The organism is Spiroplasma endosymbiont of Dactylopius coccus, from assembly GCF_977110965.1.
Map to the genome: position 1 here is coordinate 690,237 of NZ_OZ373019.1, position 18,359 is coordinate 708,595.

At 24.1% G+C, this 18,359-nt stretch carries 13 protein-coding genes and 1 pseudogene; 7 read left to right on the top strand and 7 right to left on the bottom strand.

Features of this window, described 5'->3' with window-relative positions:
* Positions 1–92 precede the first annotated feature (92 nt).
* The 5 genes from ACXUB0_RS04345 (at position 93) to ACXUB0_RS04365 (ending at position 6,393) form a co-directional block, all read left to right on the top strand.
* On the top strand, positions 93–1,331 hold the full coding sequence (locus ACXUB0_RS04345; protein ID WP_458257877.1) for an IS256 family transposase: 1,239 nt from the start codon (positions 93–95) through the stop codon (positions 1,329–1,331).
* Between the two features lie 252 nt (positions 1,332–1,583).
* Positions 1,584–2,399, top strand: a complete 816-nt coding sequence (locus ACXUB0_RS04350) for a hypothetical protein (protein WP_252320214.1) — start codon at positions 1,584–1,586, stop codon at positions 2,397–2,399.
* Between the two features lie 73 nt (positions 2,400–2,472).
* Positions 2,473–3,471: a glycosyltransferase family A protein gene (locus ACXUB0_RS04355; protein ID WP_458257878.1), complete on the top strand. Its 999-nt coding sequence runs from the start codon at positions 2,473–2,475 to the stop codon at positions 3,469–3,471.
* 4 nt (positions 3,472–3,475) lie between these two features.
* The gene (locus tag ACXUB0_RS04360) at positions 3,476–4,171 is read left to right on the top strand and encodes an RDD family protein (protein ID WP_458257879.1); all 696 of its coding nucleotides are present in this window, start codon (positions 3,476–3,478) and stop codon (positions 4,169–4,171) included.
* Between the two features lie 35 nt (positions 4,172–4,206).
* Positions 4,207–6,393, top strand: a complete 2,187-nt coding sequence (locus ACXUB0_RS04365; RefSeq protein ID WP_458257880.1) for an ATP-dependent helicase — start codon at positions 4,207–4,209, stop codon at positions 6,391–6,393.
* A 131-nt stretch (positions 6,394–6,524) separates the two neighbouring features.
* On the opposite strand, the gene ACXUB0_RS04370 is transcribed toward ACXUB0_RS04365, so the two are convergent.
* From ACXUB0_RS04370 to ACXUB0_RS04380, 3 genes are all read right to left on the bottom strand, one after another.
* Entirely contained in the window at positions 6,525–7,763 is a 1,239-nt protein-coding gene (locus tag ACXUB0_RS04370; protein ID WP_458257881.1) for an IS256 family transposase, read from the bottom strand.
* 128 nt (positions 7,764–7,891) lie between these two features.
* Positions 7,892–9,012, bottom strand: a protein-coding gene (locus tag ACXUB0_RS04375) for an IS3 family transposase (RefSeq protein ID WP_458257882.1) whose coding sequence is annotated in 2 segments (ribosomal slippage) — positions 7,892–8,742 and positions 8,742–9,012 — 1,122 coding nt in all. Because the reading frame shifts where the segments join, the coding sequence is not laid out codon by codon here.
* Positions 9,013–9,099: 87 nt separating this feature from the next.
* Positions 9,100–10,220, bottom strand: a protein-coding gene (locus ACXUB0_RS04380) for an IS3 family transposase (RefSeq protein ID WP_458257883.1) whose coding sequence is annotated in 2 segments (ribosomal slippage) — positions 9,100–9,944 and positions 9,944–10,220 — 1,122 coding nt in all. Because the reading frame shifts where the segments join, the coding sequence is not laid out codon by codon here.
* 802 nt (positions 10,221–11,022) lie between these two features.
* On the opposite strand from ACXUB0_RS04380, the gene ACXUB0_RS04385 reads away from it, so the two are divergent.
* Entirely contained in the window at positions 11,023–11,427 is a 405-nt protein-coding gene (locus ACXUB0_RS04385) for a hypothetical protein (RefSeq protein WP_458257569.1), read from the top strand.
* A 373-nt stretch (positions 11,428–11,800) separates the two neighbouring features.
* Positions 11,801–12,811 (top strand): annotated as a pseudogene (locus tag ACXUB0_RS04390) (IS256 family transposase); the annotation flags it as partial.
* A gap of 26 nt (positions 12,812–12,837) precedes the next feature.
* Here ACXUB0_RS04390 and gatB read toward each other — a convergent pair.
* The 4 genes from gatB to ligA are packed head-to-tail and all read right to left on the bottom strand — an operon-like array spanning position 12,838 to position 18,063.
* On the bottom strand, positions 12,838–14,286 hold the full coding sequence (gene gatB / locus ACXUB0_RS04395; RefSeq protein ID WP_458257884.1) for an Asp-tRNA(Asn)/Glu-tRNA(Gln) amidotransferase subunit GatB: 1,449 nt from the start codon (positions 14,284–14,286) through the stop codon (positions 12,838–12,840).
* A complete protein-coding gene (locus tag ACXUB0_RS04400) occupies positions 14,279–15,751 on the bottom strand; it encodes an amidase family protein (protein WP_458257885.1) in 1,473 nt (490 codons plus the stop codon). The genes gatB and ACXUB0_RS04400 overlap by 8 nt, the downstream gene beginning before the upstream one ends.
* Positions 15,741–16,055 carry an Asp-tRNA(Asn)/Glu-tRNA(Gln) amidotransferase subunit GatC gene (gene gatC / locus ACXUB0_RS04405; RefSeq protein WP_458257886.1) on the bottom strand — a complete coding sequence of 105 codons (315 nt, stop codon included), beginning with the start codon at positions 16,053–16,055 and terminating at the stop codon, positions 15,741–15,743. Before gatC ends, ACXUB0_RS04400 begins: the two co-directional genes overlap by 11 nt.
* Entirely contained in the window at positions 16,048–18,063 is a 2,016-nt protein-coding gene (ligA, locus tag ACXUB0_RS04410) for an NAD-dependent DNA ligase LigA (RefSeq protein WP_458257887.1), read from the bottom strand. The genes gatC and ligA overlap by 8 nt, the downstream gene beginning before the upstream one ends.
* Between the last annotated feature and the right edge of the window lie 296 nt (positions 18,064–18,359).

The following is an 18,359-nucleotide window of genomic DNA, read 5'->3' on the forward strand; positions in this document are numbered from 1 at the left end:
ACCAAAACGGTAATGTTTAGTAATCTGTGTAACTTACAAAAATAACTATGTTTAATTAATTCTATAATAAACCTAGAAAGAGTGAATTACAGATGGCTAAAAAGCAAAATATTAATAATAATGATCCAATATCAAAAGCAGTAGATTTATTATTAGAAAATACTGAAGATTTAACAACAGTTTTTAAAGAGGGAGGTTTGTATAAAGAATTAACAAAAAGATTAGTAGAAAAAATGTTGAATTCTGAGATGCAAAATTATTTAGGATATGATAAGAATCAACATAGTAATAGTGACAATGCTCGTAATGGTATAAGTTCAAAAAAATTAATAACTCAACAAGGTAAAATTGAGATTGATGTACCACGAGATCGCAATAGTAATTTTAATCCTGTAATAATTGCAAAAAGACAAAGAAGATTTGATGGTTTTGATCAACAAGTTCTTTCTTTATATGCAAAAGGTATGACATTATCAGATATTAGAATGCAATTACAAGAGTTATATCATGGTGCTGATATTAGTGAAAGTGTTATTAGTCAAATTACTGATGATGTTATTGATGATGTAAAAGCATGGCAAAATCGACCATTAGATAGTATTTATCCGATTGTTTATTTTGATTGCATAGTAGTTAAAATACGACAAGATAAACGCATTATTAACAAATCTGTGTATATAGCTTTAGGAGTTGATTTAGAAGGTAAAAAAGATGTTTTAGGCTTATGAATTAGTGAAAATGAAGGTTCTAAATTTTGATTATCTAATTTCACAGAAATGAAAAATCGAGGCTTAAATGATATTCTTATTGCTTGTAGTGATAATTTAACAGGAATGTCAGAAGCAATACAATCAGTTTATCCTAAAACAGAACATCAATTATGCATCGTTCATCAAATTAGAAATAGTTTGAAATATGTCTCATATAAGCATAGAAAATCTCTAGTTGCAGATTTAAAACCAATTTATACTGCATGTAGTGAAGAACAAGCAATGCAGGCTTTAGAAACATTTGAAAATAAGTGAAATAAACAATATCCTCAAATTGCTAAATCTTGATATAAAAATTGAGAAAATTTGATAGTTTTTATTAGTTATCCAACAGAAATTAAAAGAGTAATTTATACCACAAATGCTATTGAATCTGTTAATAGTCAATTACGAAAAGTTATCAGAAATAAAAAAGTTTTTCCTAATGATATGGAAGAATTGAAAATATTTTATTTAGCAATTGAAAATATAACAAAAAAATGAACAATGCCCATTCAAAATTGAAATACAGCAATTGCTCATTTTATGATAAAATTTGAAGATAGAATTAATCTTAACTAGTACTTTGTAAAACAAAGATACACAGATTTCTAAAAAGCCTCAAAAGTTTTTAAAAAAGAATAACTTTAATATGTGTAGAAATATATGATATATTCATATAGTTTAAAGATAATTTTATAATGATTGTTAGTTGTTTAATAGTAAAAATAAAAGTACTTTAATTATTAATCAAAGTGAAAAATTTTCTTAGACCACACTTTATATATAATTTGATAAAATAGACTTAGAAAATATTAGAGTTAGGAGTAGAAAATGAAGAAAATTATTTTAAATCCAAATATTTGTGCTGATGAGATTGAACTTACTATTAAAAAACAAGGTTGAGAAATTATTGATAAAAAATATGATTTTTATCAACCATACGTTAGTATTTTTGATAATTTAAATTATGAAGCAAAAGTAGATTTATATATTGCTTTTAAAACTGCAGGTAACTTTGTTCATAAGGTATATTGCTATTTTTTAGAATTTGATACAAATAATATTTTTAAAATATCAGAAATTAAATCACCAGAGCATCCTAAGGGACAAATGACAACACGAGTTGCTGATTTTAAGTATTATAAAACTACTGGTAATCTAGGTTTTACTCCTTATAAAAGCCCAATATCTGGTCAACCATATAACTTAAGTCATAATTATCACAGTTTTTTTAATTCATTAATTGAATCAGAAGCAAGAAATGAATTAAACTATGTTTGTATTTTATTAAAATATGATAATCATGCTCGAAGCAAGAAAAGACTTCGATATTTTGTTAATTCGTATAAAAAGTTTATTAAATCATTTCTTTTTAAATTTGAAAAATTTGAAATTAGAAAAACACGTGCTTTATTAAGAGCAGAAATATTAAAAGGACAAAAAAAGAAAAAAGTTAGCAAGCCCGCAAAACGAAACGTTATTAAACCTAATAATACTGAAACTGTTATTATTGAAGGTAATTTAAAAACTATTTTTGATCATAAAAATATGACTGTTAAAGTTATTAAAGAAACAGATAATATAGAAAAATCTACTTTAGTATCTAAAAATAAACTTAAAAATAGTAATCAAAAAAATAAAAAATAAATGTTGATAAACCTTCACTTAAAATTGTTAAAGAAGTGTTATAATTATTTATAAAAGAGAGGAAATATTTATTATGCTACTAAGTTTTATTTTATATACAACTTCATTTGAATCCGAGCACTTAGATTCTTTTTTATCAAAGATTTTTGTAAATAAAAAAACTAATTTTGAAGTTGTTGTTGTTGTTGATGGCATTAACAATGAAAATTTGGAGATATTTAGTAAATATTTTAAATTATATCCACAAAATTTAAAAATGATTACTAATTATCAAGTATCAGGTATTGCCATTAGTCGTAATCTTGGCCTTAAATATATTTCCGGACAATATGTAGTTATTTTAAATCCAACTGAAATTCTTAGCGTTAATTTTGTTGAAACAGTTAATAAAATTTTAGATAATAATAAGGATTTAGATTGTATTGAATATTGTGTTCGTTATGAATTTGATATAAATAATGTTTTTCATTCAACAATTAGAACTGAAGTTAATAAAATATATAATTTAAATACAACACAAGGAAAAATAGTCTTTGCTTTAACAACACCAGTTTTAACAACAAAAATCATGAAAGTTAGTATTATTAATGAATATAATTTACAATTTCGTAAAGAAATCCAATTTGATAGTTTATTTTTATACTCATTTTTAGCACATTGTAAAACATATTATGCAATTAATGAAACATTATTAACGTCTAAAAATAACACATTGGAAAATGATAATATTTTTGAACTAATGCACCAATGAATACATATTTTAAACTATTATAATAATTATAAAATTAAAAAAGTTTTATATGAAGAGTTGGAATATGCTTTTGTTAGATACTATCTATATACTCTTTTAAGATTTATTAGTATTTCTAAAAAACCTGCATTAATTGAAAAAACATATAATCGTGTCAAAGAAATTATTGAATTTAAATTTAAAAATTTTAAAAAAAATTCTTATTTTAATACTATTAATCCAAATGATAAATTTACCACTTATGCTCCTGATCTAAGTACTTATTTTAAGAAATATTTTAAAGATAATAATATTAGAGATGATTCAAAATATTGAGAGTAAAAAAATGAATATTAAAAAATTAGATACAACCGAAACATATATAATAGCTAAAACATGAAAACGTATTATTGCACGTATTTTTGACGTGATTTTTGTTAGTTTAATCCCATTAATAATTGGATTAGCAATTCATTATTTAGATAATAAAGGTAATCAAGAATCATGACAATTAATAATTATTTTTATTATTAATATAATTGTTGTCATTATATATTTTGTTATTATCCCATGAAAATGTAAGGGTCAAACTTTGGGAAAATTAATTTTTCAAATAAGATTAGTAAATGAAAAAAATCAAGATTTAAAGTTAAAACATTTTTTTTATCGTGAACTATTTTTAGTTTTTATTCCTCTATTATTAACCACTTCAATAATTCTTTTTATGAAATTGACTTTTAATGAAAACATTGCTACTATTAATAGTAATAATACTTTAAATTCTTGATTAAATATTCTTATTCGTTCTGTAGTTAGTTTTGATTTTGCTTGGTATTGTGGGATTATGATCGTCACTAAAATTGATAAATATCATCAGCTATTCTTTGATCGTTATCATAAAACTTTTGTCATTAACAAGAAACCACTTGCAACTAATAAAAGGAAGATATCAACTAACGTTAATGATCCACATATTCATTTAGTTTATTCTCAACCAGGAAATATTAATGATGACGAATTAGAAAATATAAATAGTCTTTAATAGTATATACTCTTACTAACTTAAGGATAAATAACATGGATAAAACAAAACTTTTAGAAAATCTAAATGAACAACAACTACAAGCAATTATTAATGTTGATGGCCCATGTCGTATTATTGCGGGGGCTGGAGTTGGAAAGACGCGGGTTATAACATATAAGATTGCTTACTTAATTAATGTAATTAAAATTGCTAGTGAAAAAATATTGGCATTAACTTTTACTAATAAAGCAGCACGTGAAATGAAAGAACGAATAATGCAACTTTTAAATGATACTAACATTAATGTTAATATTGTTACTTATCATGCATTATGTGCCAAAATATTAAGAAGAGATATTCATCATTTAAATATTAATAATAATTTTAATATTATTGATCAAGAAGATCAACGAAAAATATTAAAAGATATTTTTCAAAAAGAATTTTCACATAAAGCTGAATTGCAGGAGTTAAGATTATTAAGTTCTAATATTTCTAACTGAAAAAATAATTATCTTTCTCAAGATCAATTATTAGCTGATTATCAAAATCAAGATGAGTGAATTTTACGTATCAAAGTTTTTGAATCGTATAAAAAATATCAATTTATTAATTCATGTTTAGATTTTGATGATTTATTATTATTAGTTGAACGTCTATTTAAAGAATTTCCACATATTTTAACAAAATGAGAAAAGAAATTTGATTTTATTTTAGTTGATGAATTTCAAGACACTAATGATATTCAATATAATATTTTATTATCACTTGCTAAAAATCATAAAAATATTACTGTAGTTGGTGATCCTGATCAAACTATTTATAGTTGAAGAGGAGCAAATATTAATTTAATATTGAATTTTACTAAACAATTTCCTAATACACAAACATTTATTTTAAATCAAAATTATCGTTCAACAACTAAGATTTTAAATACAGCTAATAGTTTAATTAAAAATAATGTTCAACGTATTGAAAAAGAACTGTTTACTAAAAATGATCTTGGTAATGATATTGTTATGTATCATGCTAGTAGTAGTGATCAAGAAGCACATTGAGTTGCAACAACTGTTAAAAAAATTCATTTAAAATATCATTTAGATTTGAATAAAATTGCTATTCTTTATCGTAATAATTATTTATCAAAAGATTTAGAACAAGCTTTGATTAATAATAATATAAATTATAAAATTTTTGGTGGTTATAAATTTTTTGAACGTAAAGAGATTAAAGACATTTTGGCGTATTTAAAAATTATTGTTTGAAATGATAATATATCAATGATTAGAATTTTAAATGCAACACCTAAAATTGGACCAAAAGCTATTGATAACTTATTATTACTTGCTAATGAACAATCACTAACTTTAAATGAATACTTATTTAAATTTCAGTATGGATTACCAAAAAATTATCGTCAACATTTACAACCTTTAATTAATTTAATTAATGAGATGCAAACTAATATCAAAGATGTTACTTCTTTACATAACATGGTTGAAAATTTATTAAATAAAACTAATTATTTAAAAAAACTAGAAGATAATCTTGAAAAAGAAAGAATTGAAAATGTTCAACAATTATTAGAACAATTGCTTGAATATGATAGTAGTAATAATGAATTACAAGGCGAAGAATTATTAACGTCATTTTTACAAGAAGTAAGTTTATATACTGATTTAGATGAAAATAGTACTAATAAAGCCGTTAATTTAATGACAATTCACAGTGCTAAAGGTCTAGAATTTGATGTTGTTTTTATAGTTGGCATTAATGAAGGTATTTTACCTGGAATAGGTAAATTTAGTATAGAAAACTTAGATAAAATTGAAGAAGAACGACGACTTTTTTATGTTTCAATTACTAGGGCAAAAAAATGATTATTTTTATCTAGTGCAAGTGGATATTCATATATCTTGGATCGTATGAAACAACCATCTCGTTTCTTAAAAGATTTAGATCTTAAATATTTAAAAATCATTAATAACGAACACCAAGAAATGGCAGCAACTTATCAAAATCGTAATCATTCTAAATTTAATTACTATAAAGCTGATAATAAAGATAAGGTTGAAATAACTAATAATTGAAATGTTGGAGATATAATTATTCATGAAATTTTTGGAAAAGGTATTATTACTAAATTAATTGGTGATAAAATTCAAGTTGCTTTTCATAAAAATCATGGTGGTATTAGAATTATTAGTTCTAATCATATTGCTATTAAAAAATTTGTATAAATTTATTTTGGGAGCATACCGATGTTGTCAATAATATTCAAATTTGTCTTAAAGTTATAAAGTTAGACGAGAATAATTTTGACTTCAATAGAGGCTTTTTAGAAATCTGTGTATCTTTGTTTTACAAAGTACTAGTTAAGATTAATTCTATCTTCAAATTTTATCATAAAATGAGCAATTGCTGTATTTCAATTTTGAATGGGCATTGTTCATTTTTTTGTTATATTTTCAATTGCTAAATAAAATATTTTCAATTCTTCCATATCATTAGGAAAAACTTTTTTATTTCTGATAACTTTTCGTAATTGACTATTAACAGATTCAATAGCATTTGTGGTATAAATTACTCTTTTAATTTCTGTTGGATAACTAATAAAAACTATCAAATTTTCTCAATTTTTATATCAAGATTTAGCAATTTGAGGATATTGTTTATTTCACTTATTTTCAAATGTTTCTAAAGCCTGCATTGCTTGTTCTTCACTACATGCAGTATAAATTGGTTTTAAATCTGCAACTAGAGATTTTCTATGCTTATATGAGACATATTTCAAACTATTTCTAATTTGATGAACGATGCATAATTGATGTTCTGTTTTAGGATAAACTGATTGTATTGCTTCTGACATTCCTGTTAAATTATCACTACAAGCAATAAGAATATCATTTAAGCCTCGATTTTTCATTTCTGTGAAATTGGCTAATCAAAATTTAGAACCTTCATTTTCACTAATTCATAAGCCTAAAACATCTTTTTTACCTTCTAAATCAACTCCTAAAGCTATATACACAGATTTGTTAATAATGCGTTTATCTTGTCGTATTTTAACTACTATGCAATCAAAATAAACAATCGGATAAATACTATCTAATGGTCGATTTTGCCATGCTTTTACATCATCAATAACATCATCAGTAATTTGACTAATAACACTTTCACTAATATCAGCACCATGATATAACTCTTGTAATTGCATTCTAATATCTGATAATGTCATACCTTTTGCATATAAAGAAAGAACTTGTTGATCAAAACCATCAAATCTTCTTTGTCTTTTTGCAATTATTACAGGATTAAAATTACTATTGCGATCTCGTGGTACATCAATCTCAATTTTACCTTGTTGAGTTATTAATTTTTTTGAACTTATACCATTACGAGCATTGTCACTATTACTATGTTGATTCTTATCATATCCTAAATAATTTTGCATCTCAGAATTCAACATTTTTTCTACTAATCTTTTTGTTAATTCTTTATACAAACCTCCCTCTTTAAAAACTGTTGTTAAATCTTCAGTATTTTCTAATAATAAATCTACTGCTTTTGATATTGGATCATTATTATTAATATTTTGCTTTTTAGCCATCTGTAATTCACTCTTTCTAGGTTTATTATAGAATTAATTAAACATAGTTATTTTTGTAAGTTACACAAATTACTAAACATTACCGTATTATTAGGTAATAAATTATGGAATGGCAACACTTTTTAGGACTATTTTTTGGTAGACACTTGTTCTTGATATTTGATAGGAGTTAAGTAGTTTAAAGTGCTGTGGATTCTTATGTTGTTGTATCAATTGATATAATCAAATAATTCTAATTTTAATTGGATTAATGATGTAAAATTTTTATCATTAATAAATTCAGTTTTGAAAGTTTTAAAAGTTGCTTCAGCAACAGCATTATCATAAGGACAACCTTTTTTGCTTAAAGATCGAGTAATATTGAATGCTAATAAAAGATTATTAATAATTTTATTGTTAAATTCATTACCTCGATCACTATGAAATATTTGGATATCTTTTAAACAGCGATTTGATTGCATAAATGCTTGATATACTAGTAATGAATCTTTTTTAACTCCAACACTATGTCCAATAATTTCGCGGTTAAATAGGTCTATTAATAGGCAAATATAGTTTCATTTACCATTAACTTGAACGTAAGTTAAATCACTAACAATAACTTCATTTTTAACCCTATTATTAAAGTTTCTATTAACAAGATTGGTTATTTGACTATTATTGACTTTATTATGATGATTTTTGAATGATAATTTAGTGTATTTTGATATTAAATTATGCTTATTCATAATTTCTTTAATTTTTCTGCGTGATAAATAAATTTCTTGGTTTTCTAAAATTTTTTTTAATCTTCTAGTACCATAAACTTCTTTATTTTCTTTAAAAGCACTAATAATAGCTTCATCATACATATTATTTTTGATTTTATTTTCTTTTTTCTTTAAGTTAAAATAATATGTTGATTTAGATATTTTCAAAAAACGACACATTGTGCGAATTTTATATTTAACTTTATTTTTAGCAATAATTTCTACTTTCTGCCTATTATTAGTGCTGCTTGCTTTAAAATATCATTTTCCATTCTTAATTGTTTTAATTCTTTTCTTAATTTAATTAATTCATTTTCTTCAACAGAACGATTATCTTTAGTTTTAAAACTACCTGAATTAGTAAATTGCTTAATTCAATTATAAGTAGCTGCTCTTGTAACATTGTACTCTTTAGCAAGACAAGACACTGACTTACCGCTTTGATATAAAGCTACTATTTGTTTTTTAAATTCATCTGAATATGAGTTAATATTGGCCATAATTATACTTCCTTTCTTTTCACTAATTTGTTCACTTGTCTACGTAATTAGTGTCCAATAAAGTGTAACCCATCCAACTTTTTAGGACTATTTTTTGGTAGACACTTGTTCTTGATATTTGATAGGAGTTAAGTAGTTTAAAGTGCTGTGGATTCTTATGTTGTTGTATCAATTGATATAATCAAATAATTCTAATTTTAATTGGATTAATGATGTAAAATTTTTATCATTAATAAATTCTGTTTTGAAAGTTTTAAAAGTTGCTTCAGCAACAGCATTATCATAAGGACAACCTTTTTTGCTTAAAGATCGAGTAATATTGAATGCTAATAAAAGATTATTAATAATTTTATTGTTAAATTCATTACCTCGATCACTATGAAATATTTGGATATCTTTTAAACAGCGATTTGATTGCATAAATGCTTGATATACTAGTAATGCATCTTTTTTAACTCCAACACTATGTCCAATAATTTCGCGGTTAAATAGGTTTATTAATAGGCAAATATAGTTTCATTTACCATTAACTTGAACGTAAGTTAAATCACTAACAATAACTTCGTTTTTAACCCTATTATTAAAGTTTCTATTAACAAGATTGGTTATTTGACTATTATTGACTTTATTATGATGATTTTTGAATGATAATTTAGTGTATTTTGATATTAAATTATGCTTATTCATAATTTCTTTAATTTTTCTGCGTGACAAATAAATTTCTTGGTTTTCTAAAATTTTTTTTAATCTTCTAGTACCATAAACTTCTTTATTTTCTTTAAAAGCACTAATAACAGCTTCATCATACATATTATTTTTGATTTTATTTTCTTTTTTCTTTAAGTTAAAATAATATGTTGATTTAGATATTTTCAAAAAACGACACATTGTGCGAATTTTATATTTAACTTTATTTTTGACAATAATTTTTATTTTCTGCCTATTATTAGTGCTGCTTGCTTTAAAATATCATTTTCCATTCTTAATTGTTTTAATTCTTTTCTTAATTTAATTAATTCATTTTCTTCAACAGAACGATTATCTTTAGTTTTAAAACTACCTGAATTAGTAAATTGCTTAATTCAATTATAAGTAGCTGCTCTTGTAACATTGTACTCTTTAGCAAGACAAGACACTGACTTACCGCTTTGATATAAAGCTACTATTTGTTTTTTAAATTCATCTGAATATGAGTTAATATTGGCCATAATTATACTTCCTTTCTTTTCACTAATTTGTTCACTTGTCTACGTAATTAGTGTCCAATAAAGTGTAACCCATCCAAGCATTAGTTGAAAATATTGGTTGCTTTACTGAAACTAATATTAAACAAATTTTAAAACATATGATTGGTGATAGAACTTATAATATTGATATATATACAAAAATGGTTAATTTTAAATGCTATCAAATAAATACTGCCATCCAGTTATTATAAATTAAAATTAAAGATTTTAAAAAAACCAAAAATAAAATAAAACTTATTAAAGTAATTATTAATAAGAATTTTTGAATTATAAAAGTAAGTATTATTATGTCAATATCGAGTGAAAATTTCCCAAAAATATTTATCAAAAATTAAATTATTTTGGAAAGTTACACTGTTAAATAAACACAAATTCTAAGAACCTGTTTAGGATCTTTTTTAACTTATTTTTGATTAAATTAATATCATAAATGTTATTTTATAGTTGAAAAATAAATTTTTAATCGATAAGTTGTCAAATGATAAAATCTTTTTAACAAAAAAATGACAAAGAAAATAAAATGTTAATTAACTGTCAGGTTAGAAATAATTATTCCCTTTTTTAGTTTAATTATGTTTAAAAGATTCCAAACAGGTTCTAAATAACCCCTAAAAATTTAGTTCCTTGTTTTCATATAGGAACTTTTTTATTTACAAACCAATTTTTAATGAATATAATAAATATGAATTAAAAATAGTTTTAGAAACCTAATTGTTTTATTTTTAAACAATTAGGTTTCTAATTTTGAAAGGATTTTTAATATATGGATAAACAATTACAAGAAAGTCAAAATCAAATTTCTAAGTTAAGTAATGAATTTAGAAGTTTGGAGAAAAAGCTAGATAATGAAAAAAGAAAAGAAAAAGAAATAAATAAAAAAATATCTTGTTTAACAAATCAAGATATTAACAATAAAAATGAATTAAAAATAAGAAATGAAATAAGAAAATATGAAAATGAACATAGAATTATTTCTCAAAAAGTAAATTATTTTGAAATTAAATTTAATTCAATAAAAGAAGAATTAAAAAAAATATCAAATTTAAAAATGGAAATTTATAACAAAAATTTAGAAAAGTTAAAAATAAAAAAGTTTGATGAAGTTGAAATTAATAGCTTTGAAAATAAAAATTATAAGGGTTTTAAAATAAACTCACTAAAATTATAAAAAAGATATTGCAATTGCAATATCTTTATATATTTAAAATTAATTTTAAGGCACCAAATTTGCTCATATTCAAACGATTTAAAAATTTATATGGTTTATAGTATTCAAAAAATAAACAGCCCTTTTTAGGGCTGTTTTAAATCGAATTATTATTAATTATAAGTTATATAAATAACTTCACTTTTGGGAAATTATTACTCGATAACTAATAGGAAATTTTTACTAAATAATGACAAGTAAGTATTATTATTGACTAATATTTTACAAGTGTTAAGATTAACATACAATTGCATATTGAAGTCAAAATTATTATCGTCTAACTTTATAATTTTAAGACAAATTTGAATATTATTGACAACATCGGTATGCTCCCAAAAAATTAATAACTCAACAAGGTAAAATTGAGATTGATGTACCACGAGATCGCAATAGTAATTTTAATCCTGTAATAATTGCAAAAAGACAAAGAAGATTTGATGGTTTTGATCAACAAGTTCTTTCTTTATATGCAAAAGGTATGACATTATCAGATATTAGAATTCAATTACAAGAGTTATATCATGGTGCTGATATTAGTGAAAATGTTATTAGTCAAATTACTGATGATGTTATTGATGATGTAAAAGCATGGCAAAATCGACCATTAGATAGTATTTATCCGATTGTTTATTTTGATTGCATAGTAGTTAAAATACGACAAGATAAACGCATTATTAACAAATCTGTGTATATAGCTTTAGGATTTGATTTAGAAGGTAAAAAAGATGTTTTAGGCTTATGAATTAGTGAAAATGAAGGTTCTAAATTTTGATTAGCCAATTTCACAGAAATGAAAAATCGAGGCTTAAATGATATTCTTATTGCTTGTAGTGATAATTTAACAGGAATGTCAGAAGCAATACAATCAGTTTATCCTAAAACAGAACATCAATTATGCATCGTTCATCAAATTAGAAATAGTTTGAAATATGTCTCATATAAGCATAGAAAATCTCTAGTTGCAGATTTAAAACCAATTTATACTGCATGTAGTGAAGAACAAGCAATGCAGGCTTTAGAAACATTTGAAAATAAGTGAAATAAACAATATCCTCAAATTGCTAAATCTTGATATAAAAATTGAGAAAATTTGATAGTTTTTATTAGTTATCCAACAGAAATTAAAAGAGTAATTTATACCACAAATGCTATTGAATCTGTTAATAGTCAATTACGAAAAGTTATCAGAAATAAAAAAGTTTTTCCTAATGATATGGAAGAATTGAAAATATTTTATTTAGCAATTGAAAATATAACAAAAAAATGAACAATGCCCATTCAAAATTGAAATACAGCAATTGCTCATTTTATGATAAAATTTGAAGATAGAATTAATCTTAACTAGTACTTTGTAAAACAAAGATACACAGATTACATAAAAGCCTCATAGTTTTCAATCAATTTTTTTAATATTTCTTTAGAAACTTGTGGATTTGCTTGTCCTTTAGTTAGTTTCATTAATTGACCCATAAAAAATTTCATTGCTTTTTCTGGATTGACTTTATAAATAGTAATCATGTTTTCATTTGCTTTTAAAATTGTGATTAATATTTTTTCTAAATCATTACTATCACTTACTAAAGTAATACCTAATGTTCTAATAAGATCGGTAGGGCTTTTTTCACTATTAATCATAATTGCATTTAATAACTGTTTACTTTGTTTATCATTAATTTTTTGCTCATAAACTAGACTAACTAATTGTGATAGATTATTAGCAGTAAGTTCGCTGTTTTTAATAGTAGTGTTATTAGTATTACAATAAGCTTGCACAGGACCTACTAAATAATTAAAGGTAGGTAATGCTAAATTATTAATGGCAACTGTTTGTTCAAAAATAGTTAATATTTCTACTTTGTCAATTAATAAATTAATATCTTTTGTTGATAGATTGTATTGTTTTTTTAATCTTTCCATTATTTCTTTAGGCAATTCAGGAAGATTTTTAGCAATCATTTTGATTCATTTTTCGTCTAGTTGAATTGGAAAAATATTTGGTTCAGGAAAATATTTATAATCAATTTTATTTTCTTTGCTACGCATGCTAACGGTTTTATTAGTTTTTTCATCAAATCTTCTAGTTTCAAGATTAATTTTTTGTTTTTTATTTAAAATATTAGTTTGACGATTAATTTCATCATTTATTGCTAAAGTAATATTATGTGTAGAATTTAAGTTTTTAATTTCAACTTTGGTACCTAAAATATCACTACCATGTGGTTTTAACGATATATTAATATCACATCGTAATGAGCCTTCATTCATTTTAGCATCACTAACTTGTAAATGAATTAATAATTGACGTAGAGTATTAATATATGCTACTACTTGTTCACTTGTGTTAAAAATTGGTTTAGTAACAATTTCCAATAAGGGAATTCCCGCTCGATTATAGTCTAATAATGTTTTTTTATTATTATGAATTTGTTTTGCTGTATCTTCTTCAATATGTAAGCGTTCAAAACTAACAATAAATTCTTCATTATTTACAACTATTGGTAATTCACCATTTGTGCCAATTGGATGAAAAAATTGTGTGATTTGATAACCTTTAGGTAAATCGGGATAAAAATAACTTTTTCGATCAAAACGTAAGAGTGGATCAATATTCATTTTTAAAGCAGTACATGTTTGAATTGCCATTATAATAACAGCTTGATTAACTGTTGGTAATGTTCCTGGATATCCGCAATCAATGGCATTAATTTGAGTATTTGGTTTTTGACCAAAAGTATTGGCGGCGTTGGAAAAACATTTAGTTTTAGTTTTTAATTCACAGTGGATTTCAATACCCATTACAACATCATATTTATTATTCATGATCATCACCTAGTAGTTTATTATTAAAATTAATTTTTTTACTTAAAAATGAAGCAATATTCAATATAACTTGATCATTAAAAGGTGCACCATTAATATTAAAACCAATCGGTAAACTATTAACAGTAGTTAACGGAATATTAATGCTTGGTCCACCATTTAAATTAGAAAGTAGTAGTAAGTCTTCTAAATAATCATGTTCATTTTTAATAACTTTTTTCTGTTCTAATACATCTTTAATTTTCGGAGCTGGATTAATATTTGGCATAATAATGAAAGCATCATATTTTTTAAAGATAGTATTTAAATGTTCAACAATTAATCTTCTTACTTTTTTAGCTTTGTTAAATAATTCTTCTTGATGATTTTCAGATAAAGCATATGCACCAATAATGTATCTGCGTTTTACCATATCACCGAAACCAAATGTTCGTGAATTTGTCATAACTTCTTGATAATTTTTACCATTTTTACGAACACCAAAATTAATACCAGTTAGATTTGCGTGGCAACTAGTTGCTTCAGCAAAAGAAATAATCATATAGACTGGTAATAAAGATTGTAATAATTCTTTATTAAATTCAATTTGTTGAACTTTTGCACCACCATCAGTTAAATGCTTTATTGCTTCATCAAAACTAGATTTAACTATATCATTTCATTGATAATCATTATAATTTAAAATAGCAATATTTTTACCTTCTATATTTTGATTTAAGTTTTGAGTATAATCTTTTTCTTTACTTTGAACACTAGTAAAGTCTTGTTCATCAAATAAAGCAATACTATCCAAGACAATGGCAATATCTTCGACATGATTAGTAAATATACCAACTGTGTCTAAACTTGGAGCATAAGGAAAAACACCATTTCTTGAAATTAAACCATATGTTGGTTTAAAACCAACAATACCACAATAAGCGGCAGGTTTACGTATTGAATCACCAGTATCTGTTCCTAAAGCAAATGGTACAATTCCAGCAGCGACTAAAGCTGCACTGCCACTAGAACTACCACCAGTGATATGTTTTAAATTCCAAGGGTTTAAGACATGACCGGTAGCTGCATATAAACCATCTCCACCCATTCCTAGTTCATCAAGAGCAGTTTTAGCTATATTAATGGCTTTATTATTTGTTAATAACATATTAACAGTACTGTCATAATTAGGAATAAAATTAGCAAGAATTTTTGATGAACCTGTTGTTAAGAAATTAATAGTAGCAATATTATCTTTCATTACAAATGGAATTGCTGCTAATAAATTATCATTAATTTCTTGTTCAGTAATTGTTTTTGTTTGTTTAATGGCATTTTGTTCCAGTGAAGTAACAACAGCATTTAATTTTTTGAATTGTTCTAATCGTTTGTATACTAATTTAGTTAATTGATCTGGAGTAAGTATTTTTGTTTTTAATAGTTCATGAAGTTGACGAATTGAAAGTTGGTGGTAATTAATTTTCATGATTAATCACCTGATTAATACTAATGTAATTATTTTCAACTTCTGGAGCAATATTTAAAACAGCTTTAGATGTTAAATGAGTTCCAACATTATCGGAACGTAATAAATTATTAATAATAGGAAATGGGTAATTTAAAGGTTCAATATCATTTGTATTAATATTTGTCACAATTTCCATTTGTTTTTCAATAGCTTTAAATTCTAGTAAAAGATTTTCACATTGTTCTTCGCTTAAATTGAACATAAGTTCGTTAGCAAATTCATGTAGCATTTTTGTTGTCATTTTCTTTTCAATTTTATCCATTTTTTGCTACCTCTTTCAATAAATTTTGTAATTGCTCTTCATTAATAATTTTAACATTAAGTTTGCGTGCTTGTGCTAATTTATTTCCTGGATTTTCTCCAACAATTAAATAAGAAGTATTATTAGTAATAGTATTGGTAATTTTAGCACCATAGTTATTTAATAATTGAATGAATTCGTTACGACTTTTAGTTAAAGTTCCTGTTAAGACAAAAGTTTTACTATTCAATACTTGTGATTGGTTTTTTTGTAAATAATTAAAGTTAAGTTTAAAGTTTTGCAAGTTAGTAATTAGTTGTTGATTAGTAGGATTAAGGAAATAATCAATAACACTAGTAGCAATTGTTGGACCAATTTCATTAGTATTAGCTAGATCATCAAAGGTTGCTTCCATTAAGTTATTTAAAGTTAAATATTTTTTTGCAAGAATAATTGCTGTTTTTTGGCCAACATGACGAATTCCCAAACCGAATAAAAGTCTTTCTAAGGAATTTTGTTTTGATAGAATAATTGAATTAGCAAGATTAGTGAAAGATTTTTCACCAAAACGTGGTAATGATAGTATTTCTTTTCGTAAATTAACTAAATTGTAAATATCACTAATAGTTTTAATTCATTTTAAATCTAAAAAACGTAATAATATTTTTTCATTTAAACCAATAATATCCATAGCATTTCTTGAACAGAAGTGCATTAATGATTTAAGAATTCGTGATGGACAATCACTATTAATGCAAAATTGATCAACTTCTGGCGGAACTTGTTCCAATTTTGTTTTACACACTGGACAATGGATAGCTTTTTTAAAAATAATATTGTTTATTTGACGATTACTAATAATTGGGGCAATTACTTCTGGAATAATATCACCCGCTTTTTTAACACTTACTAAATCATTAATACGTAAATCACGATTAATAATATAATCACCATTATGAAGTGTGGCAAAAGTAACGGTAGTACCAGCAATTATCACTGGTTGTAATCTAGCATTATAGGTTATTTTTCCTGTTCTACCAACAGTTGGAAATATATCTAAAAGCTTAGTAACACTAGTAACAGCAGGAAATTTATAAGCTATTGCTCATTTTGGCACCTTATTAGTTCTTCCTAACATATCATAACTGGTTAGATCATTAATTTTAATGACAATACCATCAATTTCATATGGTAATGTATTTCTTAACTTTTCATATTTCTGAATATAAGTTCATACTTCTTCAATATTTTTACATAACTGTCATTGTTCATTAATTTTGAAACCATATTTTTGTAAGGTAAATAATGCTTGTTCATGGGTTTTAATATTATCATTAGTAGCATTAATATAATAGTAAAGAAAACCATCTAATTTTCTTGAATTAACAATATTAATATCAAGTTGGCGAATAGTACCGGCTGCAGCATTGCGAGGATTAGCAAAGAGTGGTAAGTTTTGTTGTTGTTGTTTTTCATTAATGCGATTAAATTCTTCTTTACTTAAATATATTTCTCCTCTTACTTCTAATTTAGAATTAATTGGTATTGTTTTTGGTATTGTTTTAATTGTCAAAATATTATTGGTAATGTCTTCACCAGCAATACCATCACCTCTGGTAGCAGCAGTTTTTATTTTTCCTTTTTCATAAGTTATAGAAATTGATAGACCATCAATTTTTAGCTCACAAACATATTCAATGTTATTTTCTGATAATGTTTTTTTAATTTGTTGATCAAATTTTAGTAAATCTTCATAGTTAAAGGCATTACCCAAACTTAGCATTGGTTGTTGGTGAAAAATTTTTGTTAAAGAATTAATTGGTTTATTACCAACAGTTTTAGTTGGAGAATCGTTACTATTAAATTGGGGATATTGTTCTTCTAATTTTATTAATCTATGATAGGCGCTATCATAAAGTTCGTCACTAACAGTAGGTTTATCTAAAACATGATATTCATAATTTCATTGTTTAATTTGGTTTCTTAATTGTATTATTTCATTTTTAATATCATTATTTTTGTTACTCATATTACTTTCTCCCCTAATTGGTTTGTTAATAAGACATAATTAATTATAAATGAATTATTACTTTAATTGTAATATTGTTTTATAAAAGTATAATTTAGTAATGTAAATAAAATAAATAAATAATAATATACATTTTTTTAAAAAAATGATTATAATAAAATTAGTATTAAAAAATAATGGCTAATTAAGTATTTAGTTTTTAAACTCCTGTTAAGTTTATTTTGAATTAAAGTTTTTTTATATATAACTAGACACATTTTTTAATATTAACCTTTGATAAGTTTTAAGTATAGTAT